The organism is Roseibium sp. R5 (genome assembly GCF_055755305.1).
Map to the genome: position 1 here is coordinate 3,342,306 of NZ_CM146910.1, position 21,493 is coordinate 3,363,798.

The 21,493-nt window shown below is 55.8% G+C and carries 20 protein-coding genes and 1 pseudogene; 8 read left to right on the forward strand and 13 right to left on the reverse strand.

Going from position 1 to position 21,493, the window contains the following annotated elements:
• The first annotated feature begins 14 nt into the window (after nt 1–14).
• Both AC0J4F_RS15725 and AC0J4F_RS15730 read left to right on the forward strand, forming a co-directional pair.
• Nucleotides 15–377 carry a gamma-butyrobetaine hydroxylase family protein gene (locus AC0J4F_RS15725; protein WP_055671644.1) on the forward strand — a complete coding sequence of 121 codons (363 nt, stop codon included), beginning with the start codon at nt 15–17 and terminating at the stop codon, nt 375–377.
• A gap of 176 nt (nt 378–553) precedes the next feature.
• Nucleotides 554–1,291 carry a DNA helicase gene (locus AC0J4F_RS15730; protein ID WP_473023973.1) on the forward strand — a complete coding sequence of 246 codons (738 nt, stop codon included), beginning with the start codon at nt 554–556 and terminating at the stop codon, nt 1,289–1,291.
• A gap of 56 nt (nt 1,292–1,347) precedes the next feature.
• Here the strand turns inward: AC0J4F_RS15730 and AC0J4F_RS15735 are convergent, their stop codons facing one another.
• Together AC0J4F_RS15735 and AC0J4F_RS15740 are read right to left on the reverse strand one after the other, a co-directional pair.
• Nucleotides 1,348–2,307, reverse strand: coding sequence for an alpha/beta fold hydrolase (locus AC0J4F_RS15735; protein WP_473023974.1), 960 nt, complete (start codon nt 2,305–2,307; stop codon nt 1,348–1,350).
• Nucleotides 2,308–2,355: 48 nt separating this feature from the next.
• Nucleotides 2,356–2,985: a pyridoxamine 5'-phosphate oxidase family protein gene (locus tag AC0J4F_RS15740; protein WP_473023975.1), complete on the reverse strand. Its 630-nt coding sequence runs from the start codon at nt 2,983–2,985 to the stop codon at nt 2,356–2,358.
• A 235-nt stretch (nt 2,986–3,220) separates the two neighbouring features.
• Between AC0J4F_RS15740 and AC0J4F_RS15745 the strand changes: the two genes are divergently transcribed.
• Nucleotides 3,221–3,787: a TetR/AcrR family transcriptional regulator gene (locus tag AC0J4F_RS15745; RefSeq protein WP_473023976.1), complete on the forward strand. Its 567-nt coding sequence runs from the start codon at nt 3,221–3,223 to the stop codon at nt 3,785–3,787.
• A 49-nt stretch (nt 3,788–3,836) separates the two neighbouring features.
• Here the strand turns inward: AC0J4F_RS15745 and AC0J4F_RS15750 are convergent, their stop codons facing one another.
• The 5 genes from AC0J4F_RS15750 to AC0J4F_RS15770 all read right to left on the reverse strand — a co-directional run bounded on the left by AC0J4F_RS15750 (nt 3,837) and on the right by AC0J4F_RS15770 (nt 9,730).
• On the reverse strand, nt 3,837–4,430 hold the full coding sequence (locus AC0J4F_RS15750) for a L,D-transpeptidase (protein WP_473023977.1): 594 nt from the start codon (nt 4,428–4,430) through the stop codon (nt 3,837–3,839).
• Nucleotides 4,431–4,731: 301 nt separating this feature from the next.
• Complete coding sequence (locus AC0J4F_RS15755; RefSeq protein ID WP_473023978.1) at nt 4,732–5,574, reverse strand: urea carboxylase-associated family protein; 843 nt, start codon at nt 5,572–5,574, stop codon at nt 4,732–4,734.
• A gap of 400 nt (nt 5,575–5,974) precedes the next feature.
• Nucleotides 5,975–7,063: a DUF389 domain-containing protein gene (locus AC0J4F_RS15760; RefSeq protein WP_166672634.1), complete on the reverse strand. Its 1,089-nt coding sequence runs from the start codon at nt 7,061–7,063 to the stop codon at nt 5,975–5,977.
• A 187-nt stretch (nt 7,064–7,250) separates the two neighbouring features.
• Nucleotides 7,251–7,841 (reverse strand): hypothetical protein, encoded by a 591-nt coding sequence (locus AC0J4F_RS15765; protein WP_473023979.1) that lies wholly within the window; start codon nt 7,839–7,841, stop codon nt 7,251–7,253.
• A gap of 251 nt (nt 7,842–8,092) precedes the next feature.
• Complete coding sequence (locus AC0J4F_RS15770) at nt 8,093–9,730, reverse strand: fumarate hydratase (protein WP_133947057.1); 1,638 nt, start codon at nt 9,728–9,730, stop codon at nt 8,093–8,095.
• A 234-nt stretch (nt 9,731–9,964) separates the two neighbouring features.
• Between AC0J4F_RS15770 and AC0J4F_RS15775 the strand changes: the two genes are divergently transcribed.
• Nucleotides 9,965–10,591: a LysE family translocator gene (locus tag AC0J4F_RS15775; RefSeq protein WP_133947058.1), complete on the forward strand. Its 627-nt coding sequence runs from the start codon at nt 9,965–9,967 to the stop codon at nt 10,589–10,591.
• A 26-nt stretch (nt 10,592–10,617) separates the two neighbouring features.
• Here the strand turns inward: AC0J4F_RS15775 and AC0J4F_RS15780 are convergent, their stop codons facing one another.
• From AC0J4F_RS15780 to AC0J4F_RS15790, 3 genes are read right to left on the reverse strand one after another with little or no spacing between them, the layout of a single operon-like run.
• Nucleotides 10,618–11,172, reverse strand: coding sequence for a YceI family protein (locus AC0J4F_RS15780; RefSeq protein WP_133947059.1), 555 nt, complete (start codon nt 11,170–11,172; stop codon nt 10,618–10,620).
• Nucleotides 11,169–11,780 carry a cytochrome b gene (locus AC0J4F_RS15785; RefSeq protein ID WP_133947060.1) on the reverse strand — a complete coding sequence of 204 codons (612 nt, stop codon included), beginning with the start codon at nt 11,778–11,780 and terminating at the stop codon, nt 11,169–11,171. The genes AC0J4F_RS15780 and AC0J4F_RS15785 overlap by 4 nt, the downstream gene beginning before the upstream one ends.
• 56 nt (nt 11,781–11,836) lie before the next feature.
• On the reverse strand, nt 11,837–12,421 hold the full coding sequence (locus AC0J4F_RS15790) for a YceI family protein (protein ID WP_133947061.1): 585 nt from the start codon (nt 12,419–12,421) through the stop codon (nt 11,837–11,839).
• Nucleotides 12,422–12,810: 389 nt separating this feature from the next.
• Between AC0J4F_RS15790 and AC0J4F_RS15795 the strand changes: the two genes are divergently transcribed.
• From AC0J4F_RS15795 to AC0J4F_RS15805, 3 genes and pseudogenes are all read left to right on the forward strand, one after another.
• Nucleotides 12,811–13,533: a glycerophosphodiester phosphodiesterase gene (locus tag AC0J4F_RS15795; RefSeq protein ID WP_473023980.1), complete on the forward strand. Its 723-nt coding sequence runs from the start codon at nt 12,811–12,813 to the stop codon at nt 13,531–13,533.
• 50 nt (nt 13,534–13,583) lie between these two features.
• Nucleotides 13,584–14,747 carry an MFS transporter gene (locus AC0J4F_RS15800; RefSeq protein WP_473023981.1) on the forward strand — a complete coding sequence of 388 codons (1,164 nt, stop codon included), beginning with the start codon at nt 13,584–13,586 and terminating at the stop codon, nt 14,745–14,747.
• A 494-nt stretch (nt 14,748–15,241) separates the two neighbouring features.
• Nucleotides 15,242–15,511 (forward strand): annotated as a pseudogene (locus AC0J4F_RS15805) (FecR family protein); the annotation flags it as partial.
• Nucleotides 15,512–15,736: 225 nt separating this feature from the next.
• Here the strand turns inward: AC0J4F_RS15805 and AC0J4F_RS15810 are convergent.
• Nucleotides 15,737–16,408 carry a hypothetical protein gene (locus tag AC0J4F_RS15810; protein ID WP_473026471.1) on the reverse strand — a complete coding sequence of 224 codons (672 nt, stop codon included), beginning with the start codon at nt 16,406–16,408 and terminating at the stop codon, nt 15,737–15,739.
• A 115-nt stretch (nt 16,409–16,523) separates the two neighbouring features.
• On the opposite strand from AC0J4F_RS15810, the gene AC0J4F_RS15815 reads away from it, so the two are divergent.
• Nucleotides 16,524–19,301, forward strand: coding sequence for an EAL domain-containing protein (locus AC0J4F_RS15815; RefSeq protein WP_473023982.1), 2,778 nt, complete (start codon nt 16,524–16,526; stop codon nt 19,299–19,301).
• Nucleotides 19,302–19,306: 5 nt separating this feature from the next.
• On the opposite strand, the gene AC0J4F_RS15820 is transcribed toward AC0J4F_RS15815, so the two are convergent.
• Nucleotides 19,307–20,764, reverse strand: a complete 1,458-nt coding sequence (locus AC0J4F_RS15820) for an NAD-dependent succinate-semialdehyde dehydrogenase (RefSeq protein ID WP_473023983.1) — start codon at nt 20,762–20,764, stop codon at nt 19,307–19,309.
• A 185-nt stretch (nt 20,765–20,949) separates the two neighbouring features.
• The gene (locus AC0J4F_RS15825) at nt 20,950–21,393 is read right to left on the reverse strand and encodes a helix-turn-helix domain-containing protein (protein ID WP_133947066.1); all 444 of its coding nucleotides are present in this window, start codon (nt 21,391–21,393) and stop codon (nt 20,950–20,952) included.
• Nucleotides 21,394–21,493 lie beyond the last annotated feature (100 nt).

A 21,493-nucleotide genomic window follows, 5' to 3' on the forward strand; every position in this document is an offset into this window, starting at 1 on the left:
CGGACACAGACAAAATGACCGACTCTTCTGCTCCCTGGCCAACCGAACTCAGGGTTTCCAAGGATCGCAAAACGCTGACTGTTGCTTTCAACGACGGGGAGCAACACGAGTTGAGCGCGGAATATCTGCGGGTGTGTTCACCGTCGGCGGAGGTAAAGGGTCATGCACCGTCGCAAAAGAAAACCGTCCCTGGCAAGAAAAACGTCGGGATCATGAAGATTGATCCGGTGGGCAACTACGCCGTCCGCATCCACTTCGACGACCTGCACAATTCCGGTATTTTCAGCTGGACCTATCTCCTGGAACTGGCAACGGACCGGTCAAAGCACTGGGGCGGGTATTTGCAGGAACTCGGTGAGAAGGGCCTCAGCCGGTAATACGTGCACGTTGCTGCAAACTGTTGTTCGGTGACATGCAAAGGGGGAATCGGGTATGAAGTCCTCTAGGCGAGGCTCGCGCCGTCCCCCTCCAATGGAGCAGCAGTAAACCTGCAGAGCCGGACCCATTCTAGATCGACTGAACATGCGTTGCATGAGGAGGGATTGCATTTGGCATGGCTTCAGGAGGTCATGACATGAATACCTTATCGACTCCGATTTTCCGTCTGAAAAAGCGTGCGCATCAGCTGGTGCGAGACGAGGGGATTCCTCTTCACAGGGCACTGGACCGGGTCGCTCAACTCGAAGGATTTCGGAACTGGAGCCTTCTTGCAAACAGATACAAAACTGATCCGCTGCATATCCAAGTACTCAATCAAATGCGCCCCGGGCATACATTGCTCGTCGGGGGTAGACCGCGACAGGGCAAAACCAAACTCGGTTTGGAGCTAGTTGCCAGGGCGGCAGTTGCAGGTGGACCGGTCGCCGTATTTTCTCTGGACTACACCGAGGATCAGATCCGGGCCGAATTTGCGCGCACATGGGAGAGTTGCAATCAGTCGCCACGGTCTCCCATCATTGATGTATCTGACCAGATTTGTGCCGATCACATTGTCTCCCGCTTGCATAAAGCGCCGGGCTGCTCGCTTGTTCTAATTGATTACCTTCAACTCCTGGACCAAAGCCGGGCAACACCGTCATTGGACGAGCAGTTGCATGTCCTAACGCAGTTCGCAAAAAGCAGCGGCTGCAAAATGGTGTTCTTGGCGCAGATTGGTCGTGGCTTTGAAAACTCCAGCAAAACGTTGCCCGATTTTGAAGATGTTCGCCAGCCAAACCCCTGTGATCTCTCCAGGTTCGACTTAGGGTGTTTCTTGCATGGTGGTGAAGTGCAGATTGTACCTGCCCCATAGCAGTTCGAACAAAGGCCAAAGGGCAGCGCGGTTTTCACCGCGCCGCCGCTGCTTGGTCACGGAGTGACTTCACGCTCCAGGAAATCCCGAATTTCCTCGGCTATGAACGCGCCGTCTTCTTCAAGAGCAAAGTGCCCGGTATCGAGAAGATGGAACTCGACGTTGGTCAGGTCCTGCCGATAGGGATGAGCGCCTTCCGCCGGGAAGATCTGATCATTCTTGCCCCAGACCACGAGGGCAGGCGGCTGATGCTCACGGAACAAAGCCTGCCATTCCGGATAGAGCGTCAGATTGGTCCGGTAATCGTAGAACAGCTCCAGTTGAACCTCGGCATTTCCAGGACGATCCAAAAGGTATTGAACGTGCCAGTAATTGTCCGGGCTGATAGCATCCGGGTTACGGGTGCCGTGGGTGAATTGCCATTTGGTGCCTTCGATCCCAAGGAATGCGCGCAGAGGCGCTGCATTTTCCTCTGACGGATCTGCCCAATAGGCGCGAATTGGATCCCAGAACTCCGGCAGTCCTTCTTCATAGGCGTTGCCGTTTTGAATGATAAATCCCGTGACCTTGTCCGGCGCATCGGCGAACAGGCGGTATCCTACCGGCGCGCCATAGTCCATCAGGTAGAGTGCATAGTTCTCGACCTTCTTGCGCTCCAAAAGGTCTTCGACCGTACCGGCGAGGTTGTCGAACGTGTAATCGTAGGTCTCAGCGGACGGCATGTCGGATGCGCCGAACCCCTGAAAGTCAGGTGCGATCACGTGATAGTCCGCGGCAAGGTCCGGAATCAGGTTGCGGAACATGTGCGACGAGGTCGGAAAGCCGTGCAGCAGCAGCACAGTCGGATTGGCCGGGTCTCCGGCTTCCCGATAAGCAATTCGCAACCCGTCAATCGTTTCGTATCCAAACGTGGTCTCAAACGCGGAGGCGTGCTCTGAGGCGTTGGATGACGCTATTGGTGTGATCAAGGCCGCTGCCAACAAGGCAGCCGAAAGGGTTCTGGTAATCAGCGACATGGGAAGTCTCCTTTTGTAGTGGGTCGCCGGAAACTGCCGGCGTCAGGCTTAGGGTGCGGGTTTCAGGAAGTCTTTCAGGTCCGCGTTTTCCGTTTCGAGCTCTGAAATGCGGTTTTGAAGAGCCAGAATGTCCGGGGCGAGTTCCTCCAGCGTGTAGCGCTTTGGAATGTGCTGCGGACAGTTCCAGTCGATAGCTTCGATCGTCAGGACGACGGCGCGTTCGGGCAGGCCGCGATATCCGTCTTCGCGCAAAGAGGCGATAAGGTTCGGATCATGCTTGGCATCAATCTGCCGGGCCCGCGCCCAAACTTTCAGACGGCGACGGTTTGGGTAATCCATCAGAATCAGGGATACACGGTCATTTTCTTTGAGGTTTCCGGAGCTGATGTACTGCCGGTTGCCGCGAAAATCCGCATAGGCCAGCGTCTTTTCATCCAGAACCTTCAAGAACCCGCGGGGCCCGCCGCGAAACTGAACGTAGGGCCATCCGGTCTCAGAGACGGTCGCCTGATAGAAGCCATCGCGTTCGCAGATGAAGGCAGCTTCTGCCGGGCCCAGCCGATCGCCGCTGTCTGCCTCGGGAAGATCGAGCGGGGCGTAAGCCTCCCGTGAACCTTCTTCCGTTTGCCGCGCCCGAACTGCCGGGGTGAAGGCAATGGTTGATAATGCGCGTGCCATGACGGGTCTCCAATCAGAAAATGTACCGATCTGTTCACTTTGATGGGATGTATATGTACAGATCTGTACATTTAATCAAGAGGATTCAGACATATTTTTTGCGTTGGCTCGTTTGAAAATTCATCTAAACTCGAATAAATATCTGTAATAATGAATAAAAATGGATTTTTAAAAAGAAGATTGAACAGGAGATCAATCATAATATATATACAGATCAGTACACATAGGAGTGAAAATGCGCCCAAGTAAACGCGATGAACTGGTCCATAAAGCCCAAGAGATTTTCGATCGGGATGGATTTCAGGCGACCGGCATGGACGCGCTTGTGGCTGAGACCGGTATCAGCAAGACTACAATGTTCAAGCACTTCCGCAACAAGGGTGAACTGATCCTGGCGACCCTGCGGCTGCGGGATGAGACGTTCCGCAACTGGATGCACCGGAAACTTGACCGGTTCTCAGGAGCGCCCGATCAGCAACTCTTGGCGGTTTTCGATCTGTTGCAGGAGTGGTTCGACCAGCCGGATTTTCATGGCTGCTTGTTCATCAAGGCAGCCTCGGAGTTTTCTGACGGTGAAGCGGCGATCCCGGCGCAGGCCCGCGAACATAAACGGCTCCTGCTGAACGACTTGATTGGCCTGGCCAAGACTGCCGGTGCAGATCTGCCGGAACAGTTGGGACGCCAGTTGATGCTTTTGATCGAGGGCGCAATCGTCGCAGCGCGTATGGGGTACTCCCAGACACCGGCCCGCGATGCACATTCAGCTGCGACGGTGCTGATCGGACAAGCTGTTGGCAAATAAAAAAGGCCGGGATGTCCCGGCCTTTCCTTGATGACATGCGGCTGACGGATCAGCGCTTCACGATGATTTTCGCGCCGACATCCACACTCTTGTAAAGATGGATGACGTCTTCATTTGCCATCCGGATGCAGCCGGAAGAGACCGCTGAGCCGATCGTCCACGGTTCCGTGGTGCCGTGGATGCGGTACAAGGTGTTGCCGATGTAAAGCGCACGTGCGCCCATCGGGTTGTTCGGGCCGCCTTTCATGTGCGCCGGAAGGATCCGGCCCTTGGCACGCTCGCGCGCCCGCATTTGCGCCGGCGGTGTCCAGCTCGGCCATTCAGCCTTGCGGGTTACGCGGTGTGTCCCGGCCCACTGGAAACCTTCCTTGCCAACACCCACGCCGTATTTCATGGCGCGGCCATTGTCCAGGATGTGGTAGAGGCGGCGCTCGGACGTGTCGATGACAATTGTGCCCGGGCTGTAAGGACCGTCATAACGCACGCGTTTGCGCTTGATCGGGGACGGCCCGCCTGGATGATATTTCATGGTGAGCCAGCGTTTGCTCACCGGATCGAAGTACGTTCCTTGCGCACTGGCCGGGGTTTCGAACATGATCGCGCTGATCGCGACTGCCAAAACCAAATAAAAAAGTTTTCTCATAACATTTCCCCGTAAGCACCCAGCCTCCTGACGGAGAGGCGAATCCATATATTCAAGATAAAAAGACGTTCTTGCCGTACCGTTAACACTATTGGCGTAATCGAGGCGCGTCTTTCATCTCACGTATCTGTGATCGACCTATATCAGCCGATATTTGTGCCTCATTGGCAACAATTCATGCCCGTCAGTACAGTCAAAACCGACGGCACACGCATAAGTTAGTCTTTGCAGTCACTCTTTTTGGTGATCCGGAACACACTTTGCCGCCGCTTTTCTAAAATTTCCAATCAATTCCCATGCGTCAGAGCCCGTGGCTGCGATCATACGGATTGATATCTGGCGATTTCCATCCATCAAGACGGTCGTCCTGCGGCTTGAAGACCTCCATGAGCATTGGATGACAGGGCGCTGTATCGCTGGAATGCTCAGATCCGCAATCTCCGCCAGGACAGGCGCTCATGACGGCGAGCAATCCGATTTCGGCGAAGAGTTCCAGATAGTCGCCCGGCCGCACAGGACTGGCCTTCATGAAGTACTGACCGGTGTCGCGGGTAAAACCGGTGCACATGAAGACATTCAGGACATCATGCACATGTTGTTCCGCGTCTTCCAGGCTCATGCCTTTGGTCTGTGCAAGCGCACGGGTCAAATTGGAATGGCAGCAATGGTGATAATCAGGACCGCCAAGCGCACGGCCAGTATACGGGTCGCAGCGGGTGCCGATGACGTCGTGCACCGAGCCGCCGAATTCATCGATGCCATACCAGTCGAGGGTATCTTTGGTGACCGTTGCCAGCGGGCGCAGGGTCGGGAAGTTCGACCAGAGACGGTCGCCGGTGGTCACATGCGTACCGTGCAGCGCGCGCGTCTTGCCGGAATAAAAGCGCTCGGTGAGATCAGCGCTGTTGAAGAGATTGAGGTCGCCAACCTGTGGGCCCTCAATCGAGGTGATCTTTAAAAAACATCCGGTCGGGACTTCGATGCTCGCCGCTTCCCGGGGCGGCACCGTTACCTCGCCGATCTTTTCAGCCCCTTCGCGCGCCTTTGCATAGAGCGGCAGGTCAGGGGACGGCAGGGTATCGTTCGGATAACAAATCACCGGGCGGATCGCGCGGCGGTCTGCAGCATCAACGGGTTGGGTCATCGGTGCGTCCAGCAAGGTTTGGCGATGGACGAGTTGTGGCTGGGGCCGGTCCGCCATGCAAGACCGGTTATCTGAGAAAATGACCTGTCTCACATCAAAACTGGAATGGACCGGAGGGTCCTATTCCGCCCGGATGTGACGACCATCACGTCATGAGACGCACGCCTTGGATAGTCTAGTTTCAGTTGAACGGAAGATCCTCGGGAGGACATCATGGCACAGTACGGCGGAAGAAGAACATCTCACATTCGTCAGATGTGCATGGCGCTGAAACCGTTAAAGCGGACGGACGCCGAAACGTCAGGTGAGACATTGAAATCCGACACTGAATATCAGGATTGATGGTTGTGCTGTGCCGGGCGGGTTAGTCGGGTCGTGCGCGTGGTTTTGGTGCGGAACCTCAAATCCCGCGGCCGAGCGCACGTAAGCGCATGACATCTATGGCACCGATGTCCACCTCTATAAGGACGTCTTCGCCAATGTCCTTTGCCAGCTGGGCACTGAAACGTTCCAAATCCTCTTGTGCTTGCGCCAGTTTTTGGCGGTCGGCTAGAAGGTCGACTCGGATGAACAAATGGTCGTTGCGATAGCCAACATTGACCGTTTGGATCCGCACCTCGGTGCCTTTGGAACCAAAGGTGGGTTCCCGTTCCAGATTTTTGTTCACCAGCCGCAAGAGACGGTTTTTGACATAGATTTCGTGCAAGGCCGTGTTGAGCGGAGGCACAAGGACGTAGCCGCCAAGCGAAGCAACGATCAGTAAGGCGAGACCCTTCTTCCACTGGCCATAGTTCTGCAAAAGAAACACCAGAGCGGCGACGATAATGATGCCGGCAAGGTTTGTTAAAAACAGCAGAGCCCCTCCAGCTGCGACATCGATGCCCGCATCCTGCAAACCGAACTCGTCGAGACGCAGACCGATCTCAGAGCTTGCCTTGCTGCCCAAGGCCAGGCCAATTCCGGCAACAGCAAGGGGAGGGACAAGGGCAACCGCGATCGCGACCCCAGCAATGGAGTCGGCGATGCTGGGCCGGGTTTGCGCATAGGCGCCAGCGCAGCCTGCAGCGAGGGCAACGGCGAGATCAATCATCGACGGGCTGGTTCTTGCCAGAATCTCCGGTCCTACGATCCGGGCGCCAATAGCCATCACCCCGAGATACCCGATCGTCACCACACACACTGTTCCTGCCAGAACGGTGACAGCCGAGCGTCTGATCAGCGCCCAGTCGTAGGTCGCTATGCCAAATGCGAGGCTCAGAATGGGCGCCATCAAGGGCGCAATGATCATTGCTCCAATCACTGTTGCGGTGCTGTTGGCAACCAGGCCTAAAGTTGCCAGGACGGCGCTTAAGGAGAGCATCAGAAAGAAAGGGAAAGTGGCGACGGAGAACCGCTCCATGCGGGCCGCGAGCTCTTTTCCGTCCGTTTTTTCAGATGGCTCCGCATCTGGGCGGGGGCGGAACCACAATGCGTAAATCGGTCGTCGCACGGCGCACCTCATCGATCGCAATCTGACGTAGGATGCGTCGATGAATGGCGGTTCTCAATCCTGTAAAATTTACGCTTAACCGGGCCGAAGTAGGCGTGTCACATTGTGCAAGCTTCGTTGGTAAATACATGGATAGTGGCCTGTACCTAACACTAAGAAGGCGCGTTTTCCCGGTCTCAGAGGCCGATCAGTCTGCCGGCTCTTTCTTGGTGACCTTGTACCAAAGGACGGCCACGGCGACCCCGGCACCGCCGAACTTGGCCATTGTCTCCAACAACTGCGCCGTCAGCGGCTCGTCCTTTCCGATGTCGGTGCGCAATCCGAACATCCCGGACCAGTCATAGCCCGCAATGTCCAAGAGGCTCTGCTCCCGTGTGATCATAAAATAGACAAGCCCACCGATCATTCCGGCAATTGGCACCAGTGGATACTTCGCCTGGATCGCGCGCTTCCTCTTCACTTTTTCACCCTGCATACCACGTTGCAGGCCCTTGAACTGGAGGTACATGAGGAAACCGGCGAGGATCATCATCGGAACCAGCATCAGCAGTGTCGTGGTGCTAAACTCGCCAACAGCGAGAAGTGTGGTCGCAATGACGGCCAGTGTAATTCCTGCAGCAGCATTGGCCGGCCAGGTCGTGTCCGTCGCAAAGCGCACAAGGACAGGGTCCTCATAGCTATCTGCCGCATCGTGGATTGGACGGCGGGGCAGGGACTGTCCCTGCTCTTGCGGAACAAAACTGTGATCGCGCTTTCCAAAGGATTTCTGCCGCCGCATTCCCGATCCTCCGCATGTCAGAATTGCTGAGAAGATAGAGAATGCAACTTAAAATAGGCTTTCAAATTGCCGTAAATGCTTAGGGAAATGGGCCGGTAACGGAGACTTGGTCTTTTGGTGCAGTATTTCTCGGAAAGCCATTCAATACGTGGCCGTCCCGGCCTTTGAGCCGGGACCTTTCGCAACAAAATTGGGTCCCGGGTCGCACCCGGGACGGCGGGGGCGGCAGGTTCATCACCCCGCCAACTGCGTCACCCCAAATTCAGTTCCTTGAAGAAGTCATTGCCCTTGTCGTCGACGACAATGAAGGCAGGGAAATCTTCGACTTCGATCTTCCAGACCGCTTCCATGCCAAGTTCCTCAAATTCGACGACCTCGACTTTCTTGATGCAGTCCTGGGCAAGCCGGGCAGCCGGGCCACCGATGGAGCCGAGATAAAACCCGCCATGGGCCTGACAGGCGCGGCGGACTTGGGCAGAGCGGTTGCCCTTCGCCAACATGACCATCGAGCCGCCGGCCGCCTGGAACTGATCGACATAGGCGTCCATGCGTCCGGCCGTTGTCGGCCCGAAGGAACCGGAGGGCATTCCGTCCGGGGTCTTGGCAGGACCTGCATAATAGACCGGGTGGTTCTTGATGTAGTCGGGCAGGGGCTCACCGGCTTCCAGCCGTTCGCGCAGTTTGGCGTGGGCCGCGTCACGGGCAACGATCAACGTTCCTGTCAGGGAGAGGCGGGTCTTGATCGGATGCTTTGTGAGTTCTCCGAGGATCTCGGACATCGGCTTCGTCAGGTCGATCTTAACGACGTCACCGCCCAAGTGTTCATCGGTGATTTCCGGCAGATATTTTTCCGGATGCATTTCCAGCTGTTCCAGGAAAATCCCGTCCTTGGTGATCTTGCCGACGGCTTGCCGGTCGGCGGAGCAGGATACGGCCAGACCGATCGGCAGGGAGGCACCATGGCGCGGCAGGCGGATCACGCGGACATCGTGGCAGAAGTATTTGCCGCCGAACTGTGCGCCAACGCCGGTAGCCTGGGTCAGCTTGTGGATCTCTTCTTCCATCGCCAGATCACGGAACGCGTGCCCGGCTTCGGAGCCTTCGGTCGGCAGATTGTCGAGATAACGGGCGGAAGCGTATTTGGCCGTCTTCAGGTTCATTTCCGCCGACGTGCCGCCGATGACGATCGCCAGGTGATAAGGCGGGCAGGCGGCTGTCCCGAGCGTCAGGATCTTTTCCTTCAGGAAGTCGATCATGCGGTCGTGGGTCAGGAGCGACGGCGTTCCCTGGAACAGGAAGGTCTTGTTCGCCGAGCCACCGCCCTTGGCCATGAACAGGAACTTGTAAGCGTCCTCGCCCTCTGAATAGAGTTCGATTTGCGCTGGCATGTTGTTCTTGGTGTTTTTCTCCTCGAACATGGAGATCGGCGCGAGCTGCGAATAGCGCAGGTTCTTCTTGAAATAGGCATCGCGCGCACCTTCACCGAGCGATGCCTCGTCGCCGCCGGAGGTCCACACGCGCCGGCCCTTCTTGCCCATGATGATCGCTGTGCCTGTGTCCTGGCACATCGGCAAGACGCCATGGGACGCGATGTTGGCGTTCTTCAGGAGATCAAAGGCGACGAACTTGTCGTTTTCGGTGGCTTCCGGATCATCCAGGATCTTTTGCAGCTGTTCGAGGTGTCCGGGGCGCAAAAAGTGGTTGATGTCCTTGAAGGCCTCTTCGGCCAGAAGGCGCAGGCCTTCCGGCTCGACGACCAAAACTTCTTCGCCGTTGAACTCAGCTGTTTTGACGTGGTCAGAGGTCAGCTTGCGATAGGGCGTTGTGTCTTCGCCTTGCGGGAAGAGGGCGCTGTGCTGATAGTCTGGCGGGGTGACGGGCGCGTTCATGCAAAAAGCCTTCCTGATCTGGCTAGGCGCTGACGGTTCAGCCCCTGGCAAAAGGTCTGTGGCGTGTTCTTAAGCAAAATGTTGCAAGAGTCCAAGCCGACATAAGACGCAATCGATCCGGTTTTCGAAATTCGGCGCATAGCCGTTGAGCTTGTTGAGCGCTTGTGAAACAGTGCGATCAGGAAATTCGTCCGATCTGATCGTTTTCATTTAGCTATTTTCTTTGGGGGACTTATGGACCTGTCGTTTTGGGCCCTGTTCGCGCTGACAGTCTTCACCGCCTCGATGGTGCCAGGCCCCAGCACATTGATCGCATTTACCCACGGTGCGCGTTATGGATGGAAACAGGTGCTTGCGACCGCACTTGGAAATATGAGTGCTTCCGTGGTGCAGGCCATCTTGGCCTGCGCCGGTCTCGGCATTGTGCTTGCCAAATCGGCTGTCTTGTTCATGTTCATCAAATATGCTGGTGCGGCATATCTTGTTTATCTTGGCTTTTCGATGTGGCGCAGCGCTTCCAACGGGCTCGATATCGGCGGAGACAAACGGTCAGAAGCGGATACGACCGGGCGCCTTTATCGGAGCGGATTTCTGGTCGCCGCTGCAAACCCCAAGGCAGTTGTGTTTTTCACTGCTTTGTTTCCCCAATTTCTCGATCCTTCGGGAACAGCTGTCACTCAGCTGACCGGGATGGTTGTTCTGATCGCGCTGGTATCGTTCTCGGTCGCCATGATTTACGGCTTCGTTGGAAGCCGTTTGAGCGTTCTTCACCTGTCGCGACGGTTTATGGGTCGGATGCACAAAGCGATTGGCGGTTTGTTCGTTGCCAGCGGCATCGGTCTGGCGGCCTCACGCGGCTGAAGACCGCGCGAGCCCCTAAGGAAATGTCAGCGGGTCGCTGTGAGATTGAGCGTGACGGTGACAGCATCGCCGACGGTGTCTGTTCCGACACCTGTTCCAAGGCCGTATTCAAGACGGTTTAAAGTCGCCATGCCACTGGCTGTGGCAGTGTCACCATTGATCGCCAGCGTAAAGTCCAGGACGAGCGGCATGGACACACCTTTGATCGTGAGCGTTCCGTTTGCCCGGTAACTGTCGCCTTCCACCCGTTCGACGCTGTCGGCGGTGAAGGTCGCGTCCGGGAACGCGGCGGTGTCAAACCAATCGCCATTCGGCAGGGTCCCGTCAAATTGGGCGTTGCCGGTGGAGGCGCTGGCCGGACGGATCGTGGCCGAAATATCGGCGTTTTCCGGCGCGTCCGGGTCAAACTCGATGGATGCGTCCCAGGAGGTAAACCGTCCTGTCAAAGCGCTGCTGCCCTGCTGGACTTCAAACCCAAGTGTGCTCTGCGCCGGATCTACAGTCCATGTCGCGGCAAGTGCGGGCTGCACGGTCAGGAAAGACAAGGTGCAGCTGAGGAGTGCAAGTGATTTCAGTGTCATGCTTTGGCTTTCTCGGAATGTGATTCAAGCGCTTTTTGGGCCGGCTTTGTTGATGTCATCCGCTTCAAGGTGTCGTCCTTGGCAATGAAGTGGTGCTTCAGTGCAGCGGCGATGTGAACAACCACCAGGGCGATCAACAGATACGCACCGTATTCATGGAGGATCATGAAAAAGGCTTCCGCCTGTTCTTTTGTTCCAAGGGCCTCCGGATAGGGCAGGTGCGGGATCGGCAGAACGTTAAACACCACTGTGGGTATGCCCCAGGGCGATGCGGACACCATGAACCAGCCTGTGATCGGCATTGCGAAGATCAGGAAGTAGAGCCCGATATGACCGAGATGAGCTGCGAGTTTTTCGAGGGCCGGCATGTCGGACGGCAGTTTCGGTGAAGGGTTTGTCAGACGCCAAATCAGCCTGAAGGCCGCAAGCGCCAATACAACAAAGCCGAAGGACTTGTGCAGCTGGTAGAGCTGAAAAAGGTTTGGATCGGTCTGCGGCAGCTGCTTGAGATAAAGTCCGAAGGCGAGCATGCCGATTATCAGCAGGGCCATGGTCCAGTGAAAGAAAATGGCTATCCGGCCATATCCGGTTGGCGTATTGCGATACATGGCAGTTTCCTTCGGCAAACGGGAAGCCTCAACAAGGCTCCCCGCATCTTCGCAGATTAGTTTGTTGCGGCAGTCGTCAGCGTTTCGGTGTGGAACGTGATCTTGACCTCGTCACCTACATAGGGCACGAACATGTCCATGCCGTAGTCAGATCGTTTGATCACGGTGTTTACGGCAAAACCAACCGATTCCTTCTTCGCCATCGGATGCTCACCCATTGCCTTGACATCAACGGTCAGGGTCGCCGGCTTCGTGATGCCTTTGATTGTGAGATCGCCGGTCACTTCAAGCTGCTTCTCGCCGGTTTGCTCGACGCTTGTGCTCTTGAAGGTAGCTTCAGGGAATTTCTCAGCGTCAAAGAAGTCGGCGCTCAGGAGGTGCTTGTCGCGATCTGCCCAGAACGTATCGAGGCTGCCGATCTGAATGGTGAACTCGATCGAGGAATTGGCCGGGGTTTCCTTGTCGATCAAAAGAGTGCCATCCCAGTCGCCAAAACGGCCATCGGTGGTGGAGTAGCCGAGGTGATCGTATGTGAAGGACAGGTTGGAGTGGGACTTGTCGAAGTCGAACGCAACCGGTTCAGCGACAGCAGCGCCAGCGAGAACGGACAGGGCAAAGGCAGATGTAGCAAGACGGATCATTTTGGAACCTCATCAATAAGACTGTTGAAGACGTTCCATGGGGAACGCTGATCCATCACATAAGCTGTATTTCAAAAGCTGCAATTTGACTGACTGTTTATTGAGGGTGAACAATTTGTCATAATTCCGCCGGATGGTTCGGAAAAACGACTCGGCGAGTTATCGAAAAGATTGGAAGTTTCTGCGAGATCTACAACTGCGCTCGGCAACAGTTGATAGTGACCAAAGCGGCCGCTTTTGACCTTGAAACAATCTATAGTTTGGTGAACGTGATATGTGTCATGAAGGTATCAAAGTCTTCAGGCATCTCTTTCGTGTCTCGATCAATCGAGATTCGTTTCCCTTCAACATCGCCGGTGCTTTGACCCCGAACCTTCTGGAGCATATCCATGAACCGTGCAGCTATTGTTTGCCATCGTGGCCTCAGCCTCAAAGCCCCGGAAAACACTCTTGCGTCTCTGGAAAAAGCGATTGAAGCAGGCGCGGAAGTGGTTGAGCTCGATGTCCGTCCTTCCCACGACGGTGTCCTCTACGTCTTTCACGATGACACGCTGGATAGAACCACGAACGGCTCGGGCCGGTTTGCCGACAAACTCTCATCTGAGATCGACCGACTTGATGCAGGTTCCTGGTTTTCTGAAGAGTTTTCCGGCGAACGTGTGCCGCGGTTTGATGCATTTCTGAAGGCGTGCCGGGAGCGGATTTCGGTCTATGCTGAGATCAAAGAAGGAGACCCGGCGAAGGTCAGAGACATGCTCCAGGCCAACGGTCTCCTGGAAACAGCCTGGACGTTCTCCTTTGATCAAGCCATTCGCGCAGAGGCACGGGCCCGTGTTCCTGATCTCCGGCTCATGGTCTTGTTTGATCATGTCGGCTCGGTTGAACGGGCGGTCGCGCAAGGCGCGGCAATTTTGGAGTTTCAAGCGCACAACCTGGACCCTGATCTTGCCGCGTCGGCAAGGGATGCAGGGCTCATCACGCAGCTCTTTTATGACGGTGATGATCGCGACGTGTTCGAACTGGCGGTCACGTGCGGCATCCAGCAAATGAACATTGACCATGTCGACGTTTTCCGCTCTGTTGAAAACGAAATTCTGACCCCGGCGACCTAGGATTTTGGATCGCAAGCCGGGCCCTGCAAAACACAAAAGGACTGCGACCGGTGACGGGTCATGATGCTGCCTTGAGCCTCAACCGGTTCGAAACGCGGCTTGCAACACGGCTGGTGTTTTTCATTGGCGGACTGACCATGGGAGCATGGTCACCGTTGATCCCCTTTGCACAACAAAGACTTGGCGTTGATGATGCCGGGCTTGGTCTTTTGCTCTTGTGCCTCGGTATTGGCTCGGTTCTGTTCATGCCGCTTGCCGGACCTCTATGCGCCGCATTTGGAAGCCGGCGAGTGATTGTCGGGTCCGGGATCGGTTTGATTGCCGGATTTCCGGCTCTTGGGTATGCAGAGACGATCCCGCTCATGGCCATCGCGGTTTTCCTGTTCGGGAGCTTCCTCGGTGTCATGGAAGTCGGCATGAATTCCCATGCGGTGGATGTTGAGAGTGGATCGGACAAACCGCTGATGTCGGGGTTCCATGCCCAGTTCAGCATTGGGGGATTTGCCGGGGCTGGGGGCGTCACGCTTTTCTTGACGCTCGGCCTGTCACCGTTCGCATCTGCTGGCTTGATTGCGCTTTCAAGCCTCCTGCTTCTGATTGTAGCGGCCCCCCGGCTGCTCCCTAATCGCACGGGCGGTTCTTCAACGGGCGGGGCTTTCCCGAAAGGCGTTGTCCTGCTTCTGGCACTCCTCATCGCCATCACGTTTTTGACCGAAGGAGCTGTTCTGGACTGGAGCGCTGCGCTGATCACAGATCAGGGGCTGGTGAACATTGCCCAGGGCGGCATTGGCTTCATGTGTTTTTCAATTACGATGACGATCGGCCGTTTGCTGGGCGACCGGGTGGTTGCCAGGTTTGGTCCGAGAAACATCCTGCTCTGGGGCGGGGTGATCACCATTGCCGGTATTCTGCTCGTTGCAACGGCGAGCAACCTGGCTGTGTCGCTGATCGGATTTGCGGCAATCGGGGCCGGGGTCTGCAATATTGTCCCGGTGCTCTTCAGCCTAACAGGGCGGCAAAAGGTCATGCCGCAAGGCGCCGCGATTGCAGCGGTCGCAACAGCCGGGTATGGCGGAATATTATTGGGGCCTGCGATGATCGGTTTCGTTGCGGACGGGATCGGCTTGCCCGTGACGTTCGCCGGGCTTTCTCTGCTTATGGTAATCGTAGCGTTAAGTGCTGGCGTGGCCGTTCAAGGTTCACAGGCTGAATAAAACTGTTGTTTGATTGTCGTTAGACAACACCGAAGCCGGAATTTGTCAGGCATTTCAGTTCCTCAGCGCAGGTGACCGTCAGTTGGAAATAGTTGCGATAGTCTTGGTCTCTATCGCTGTGGTAGTATGAGCATGGCATCGGGGTTCAACTTATGTTCCGCGACCTATTTGCTGACCTTCACCTAACGTTAAAATTGTCAATGTTATAAGGTGCTTCAATAATCATCTAAAATACGGTGTCTGGCGTGGTTTCCATTCGGTCAATAGACGTGTCTACGGTGTTTTATAAGCTCCTTGCCATAAAACCATTTGGCAGACCGATTGGGTTCAACGTATTCGCTTTTTTCCTCTGCAGTTTCGCGGTCCTGTCGAGCGTCGGTGAAGCGCGCGCTGAGTGGGTCGTCAAGCGGGTGTCTGGGGTCGTTTATTTTGTTGCGCCAGAGGTCAAGGCGTTCCGCGTTCAACGCGGTATGGTGTTTCAACCCGGCTATACCATGGCAACGCGTTCCGGTGCGCGGGCGCTGATCGCGCGCGGCGCAGAGACTATCTCGGTTGGCCCGAATGCCAAGTTTGCTCTTTCAAAATATCGAAGCAACAATCGCAAGACCACGCTGCTTCAGCGCTCTGGCCGCCTGACCGTCGATGTTCAAAAGCGCGGGCGTCCGCACTTTACAGTCGAAACCCCTTTTCTCGCCGCTGTTGTCAAAGGAACGCGGTTTGGTGTTTCCGTGAACAGCCGCGAAGCGCGGGTCTCTGTTGAACGTGGTCTTGTCGAGGTCTCCGATTTGGCAACCGGCCAAACCGCTTCGCTGGGGCCGGGCCAGAGTGCGTCAAGTGCGCCCGGCAGCCGGTCGGGCTTGTCGGTGTCCGGTGTGAATGCGCCCTCTGTGTCACCGGGCGCTGCAAGGGCTCCGGCTTTTGCCACTCCGTCAATCGGAAATGTTCCGAGCCAGTCTACGAACACCTCCAATCAAGGTGTTTCGGGAGGCTCAACAAACAGCCAGGGGCAGAATGCTGGTGGCAACTCGGGTGGCGCCGGTGATGGGAGCGCGGGCAGTTCTTCCGGGAGCGGCGAATCCGCTGGCAACAATGGAAGTGGCAACGGAAACGGGAACGGCAATTCCGGTAACAACGGGAATGATAACGGCAATTCCGGTAACAACGGAAATGGCAACGGCAATTCCGGTAACAACGGAAATGGCAACGGCAATTCCGGTAACAACGGAAATGGCAACGGCAATTCCGGTAACAACGGAAATGGCAACGGCAATTCCGGCAACAACGGAAATGGCAACGGCAATTCCGGCAACAACGGAAATGGCAACGGCAATTCCGGTAACAACGGGAATGGCAACGGCAATTCCGGTAACAACGGGAATGGCAACGGCAATTCCGGTAACAACGGGAATGGCAACGGCAATTCCGGTAACAACGGGAATGGCAACGGCAATTCCGGCAACAACGGAAACGGGAACGGCAATTCCGGTAACAACGGGAATGGCAACGGCAATTCCGGCAACAACGGAAATGGCAACGGCAATTCCGGTAACAACGGAAATGGCAACGGCAATTCCGGTAACAACGGAAATGGCAACGGCAATTCCGGTAACAACGGAAATGGCAACGGTGGAGCTGATACAGGCGGTCGTTTGTAACGCCATTGGTGTTTGCGTACTCAAGCTATCGGTTGGGGAGCCGAAACTTGATGCCAAAGCGTCCTGATAGGATGCAAGCCGGAGTGTATCGAACATTTAGAGGTGGGATTGGGCGGGCAAAGTGCGATTAGGAGCAATATCGGCTGACTTAAAGAGATTTCTTGCAGCGATCGTGTTTGCAGGCCTGATGGGGGCAGGTCTTTTGGCGCTGCAAGCTGTCCGCGTTACGGACGGGCTTGACCGGATGCTATGGGAACACCGGTTCACAGCGTCCGAGCGTCCGGTCACAGGAGATCTGCTCTTTGTCGATATTGACGCGCGGTCGCTCGAGCAACTGGGTGTATGGCCAATACCGCGCCGCACCTACGCCGATCTGATCGATAACCTTTCCGAAGCCGGTGCCAGCGATATCGTTTTTGATATTGATTTCAGTTCAGCCTCTACACCAGAAGATGATGCAATTTTTGCAGCATCTATGGAACGTGCAGGAAATGTCAGCCTGGCAGCGTTCCGCCAAGCGGCAACTGGGGCCGAAGACGAATCCGAAGAGATTCTCAACCAGCCTATTGAAGAATTTTTGAAGTTCGCTTGGCCTGTCGTTGTGATGGTTCCGGTGGAGGCTGATAGCCGGATCTGGCGAAACATCTACGGATTTGAACTGAATGGGGTCGAGGAGTTATCCGCAGCTTCCTATCTCGGTGGTCATACCGGTGCAACCTCGGGAGCCTTTTGGCTGGATTACAGCATAGCCATTGATCAAATGCCCCGGGTATCCATGATCGATGTGCTTGAAGGAGACGTCGCCAATACGACCCTCTTTGGGAAAAAGGTCATCATCGGAGCAAGCGCTCAGGAACTGCGGGATCTCTTCCCAACACCCGTCTACGGCATCCTTCCTGGCGCGATGATTCAGGCACTTGGCGCTGAAACGCTCATGCAGGACCGGGCGTTGATTATCCGTGGCGCAATGCCTGCTGTTTTATCGGTTCTTCTTCTGTTTGTGCTGCTCGCAACAACGAAAAGAACAGGCCTCAGCACAAAACTGGCCGTGCTGGTTGGCTTCATGGTGCTCCTGGAGCTTGCCGGGTATTTTGCCCTTCAAGAACGTCCCGTTCTGATATCAACGGCCTCCGCGCAAGTGTTGCTGGTAGCCTGCGCGATTGTCATCATTTTTCAGGAACTCGGCCTTAGAAAACTGATCTCTCAGCTCTACCAGATAAGTCAGCGAAACACGGTCCGCATGCTGGGACAGGTTTTTGACGATAGTTTCGATGCCATTATGGTGATTGACCGGTCTGAGACGATTACAGCATCAAGTGAAGTCGCGCGTAAGCTCTTTGGTTTTAAGGCCATTCCGAATGCATCTGGCCGCGAGGTTTTGCCAGCTGAACTGGTCGATGACGCCGTTGCGGTGCTATCCGACACAACAAAGGGCAAACCTGAACCCAAACTCCTCAAGATTACTGGGGAAGATGGATTACTGCGCGTTATTGAGTATGTGATAACGCGCTCCGAAAAAACTCTGACCAGCAAAAAAGGGAAACACGCACGGGAAAATGAGGCGCTGGCGTGTCTGACCTGCCGGGATATCACCGAGGAATACGAAGCCAATAAAAGGCTGGCTTATCTTGCGAGGTTCGATCCCGTCACGGGACTGTTCAACCGGAATGGCTTTGAAGACGAGGTGCCGGAAACCGTCGAAAGAACCGGATTTGATGGGCAAATCCTGTGTCTTGTTCAGTTCTCGATTTCCAACCTTGACCAGATCATCGCCTCACTGGGTTTTTCCTACGGGGATTTATTGCGAAAAGCGATTGCGGACCGCGTGACTCAGCATTTCGGGACGGAGGTGACTTGGGCTGCGCTCACGGCCGATGTATTTGCTGCAGCCTATATTTCCGAAGAAGGGGAGGTCTGCGCTGAACGGTTCCTGGAGACGGTGCAACAAGTCGTTGGCAAAGATTATATGATCGAGGGATCCCGGATCTCTGTCCGGCTGGATTTCGGGTATATCGTCGACCACTACGCGTCCGAAATAGACGAGCTACTGAAAAAGTCCGGCAACGCGCTGGCCTTGTCGCGAAGAAGTGCTCAGCTGGCCTGCGTGGCTTTCCGCCCGGAAATGAATGACACGTTGCAGCGGCGCCGGAGCCTGGAAACCGAGCTCTTCAAGTCGATTTCACGGAACGAACTCCGGATGGTTTACCAGCCGCTGATTGATCTGCGGAGCCGGGAAATCATTGGCGTGGAAGCCCTGCTGCGTTGGCGGCACGGAGAATTGGGTGAAATCTCACCCGTGGAATTCATTCCGATATCCGAAGAAAACGGATTTATCGTCGAATTGGGAGCCTGGACCTTGCACCGGTCAATGGAAGAGGTCGGTCAATGGGACAGCAACATCAATCTTTCGGTCAATGTGTCCGCCCTCCAGTTTTCGCGGGGCGATATTGTCGCCACCGTTGAGGATGCGCTCAAGGCCACGAAATTTCCGGCGGAACGGTTCGATCTGGAAATCACAGAATCGCTGTTTATCAACGAGACCATTGATGTCCGGTCCAGCATGCAAGAGCTCGCCGAGCTGGGGTGTTGCTTCTCTCTGGATGATTTTGGCACCGGATATTCGTCGCTGGCCTATCTCCAGAACTATCCATTTTCCAAGATCAAGCTGGACCGGATGTTTATATCGAAGGTGACAACCAACAAGAAGGACGTCGCCCTTATTGAAGCTGTCCTGCATATGGCGAAGGCCTTTGGCATGGAAACAGTCATGGAGGGCATTGAAACCGAGGAACAGACGGAAACGCTCCTCGGTCTCGGGTGCCGTGTTGGACAAGGCTATCTCTTCGGGCGCCCAATGAGCGCTGCGGACCTTGCGCAACTTCTACGCAGGTCCGCGTAACCGCTTTAGAGGCCGAGGCCGCCGAGACAGCTGTATTTGATGTTCAGATAGTCATCGAGGCCGTATTTGGAGCCTTCGTTGCCGATGCCGCTGTCCTTGACGCCGCCGAAAGGTGCAACTTCTGTCGTGATGACGCCTTCGTTTATGCCGACAAGGCCGTATTGAAGGGCTTCCATTACTCGGAAGGTCCGGCCAAGATCCTGGGTGTAGAAATAGCAGGCCAGGCCGTATTCGGTGTCGTTTGCCCGGGCAATTGCGTCTTTTTCGGTCTCGAACTTGAAGAGCGCAGCCAAGGGACCAAATGTCTCTTCGTTCGCAACTTTCATGTCCGCGGTTGCTCCGACGATCAATGTCGGCTCGTAGAAAGTACCCGGACCGTCGCTGCGCTTGCCGCCGGAGATCAGCTCACCGCCTTTAGCAAGGGCATCGGCCACATGGTCGGCCACTTTCTCAAGAGCTGCTTCGTTGATCAGCGGTCCTTGTGTGCTGCCGTCTTCCAGACCATTGCCGGGTTTGAGTTGCGCGGCAATCGCATCTTTCAGTTTGGCTGCGAAGGCATCGTAAACACCGGCTTGCACGTAGATCCGGTTGGCGCAGACACAGGTTTGGCCGGAGTTGCGGAACTTTGATGCGATTGCACCCTCGACAGCCTTGTCCAGATCCGCATCGTCGAACACGATAAACGGCGCATTGCCGCCGAGCTCCATGGAGATCTTCTTCATGTTCTTGCCGGCGTTCCCGGCGAGCAGTTTGCCGACGCGGGTCGAACCGGTGAAGGTGATCTTCTTCAGAAGCGGGTTTTCACACATTTCTTCGCCAATTGCCGGAGCGTCTCCGGTGACGATGTTGACCACACCAGCGGGAATACCGGCTTTTTCTGCAAGAATGCCGTAAATCAGAGCGGAGTAGGGTGTAAATTCGGCTGGTTTCATCACCATGGTGCAGCCTGCTGCAAGGGCAGCGCCGAGCTTGCGGGCAATCATGGAATTCGGGAAGTTCCATGGTGTGATCGCACCGACAACACCGACAGGCTCCTTGGTCACCAGGATGCGACGGTCCGGCCACGGAGACGGGATTGTGTCGCCGTAGACCCGTTTGCCTTCTTCGGCAAAGAACCGGATGTACTTCACACCAAGTGCGATTTCGCCTTTGGCCTCGGCGAGCGGTTTGCCCATTTCAGTGGTGAGCAACACGGCCAAGTCGTCGATCACGGCCATGATCTCATCGCAGAGCTTGTGCATGAGTGTGGCGCGGGCTTCTGCGGTCAAGGCCTTCCACGCAGGCATGGCCTTGTGGGCCGCATCGATGGCGCGTTTTGTCTCTTCCCGGCCGCAGACCGGAATGGTGCCGATCACATCTCCGGTCGCCGGGTTGGTCACTTCCATCGTTTGGCCGCTGTCGGCATCCACCCAGGACCCGTCGATGTAGACTTGCTGTTTCAAGAGCGCCGGATTGAGAGACATAGAGAACTCCGTGACAAAGGGGCAGGAACCGGGCGAGTGCCGGTCTGAATTGTTCAAGTGATAGGCGGATCACCAAGGGTCTGGCAAGGCAAAACACTGTTGCAACAGTTCAGCGCCCAAACGCGTCGTGGCCGTGTCTGAGCGGTGAACGAAGAAGCGTTGAACGGATAGGGGATTGCGCCGGATCAGCTGCCGCCAAGCCGGCTTTGCAGGGTCGCGATCTCATCGGCAAGGGACTGGGCCTGCTTCTGGATGCGATCAAGGGCAACGCGCATGCTGTCGAGATCTGCGGTGGTGTCTTCTGCAACAGGCGGCGACCCGCGCCCGACAAGAAGCCAGGTCGGGCTGACGTTCAAAAGGCCTGCCAGCAGGATGAGCTTGTTGGACCGCGGCTCGGAACGGTCGCTTTCCCAGCTTTGCAATGTAGAGGTTTTGATGCCGAGGCGGCGCGCGAGCTGGGCGGTGGACAGTCCGGCAATATCCCGTGCCTTACAGATCCGCTCTCCCAGGGTGTAGTCGCTGCTGCTGTTCGACATGTAGTTGGCTCCGGTGTCCGCAGGTGCGCCGATAGCCGGATAAACGGTCTGATCGTCTTCCTGCGGAACTTCAATTTTCTTTAGATTGGTCATGGGCCGGACCCTCGCACGTTGTGGCAGTGCACCGCAACAGCAAGCCGGCGATTTGTCGGAAAAAGAAATTTGTGTGGCGGAAATCCGCGCCGGGTTCGCT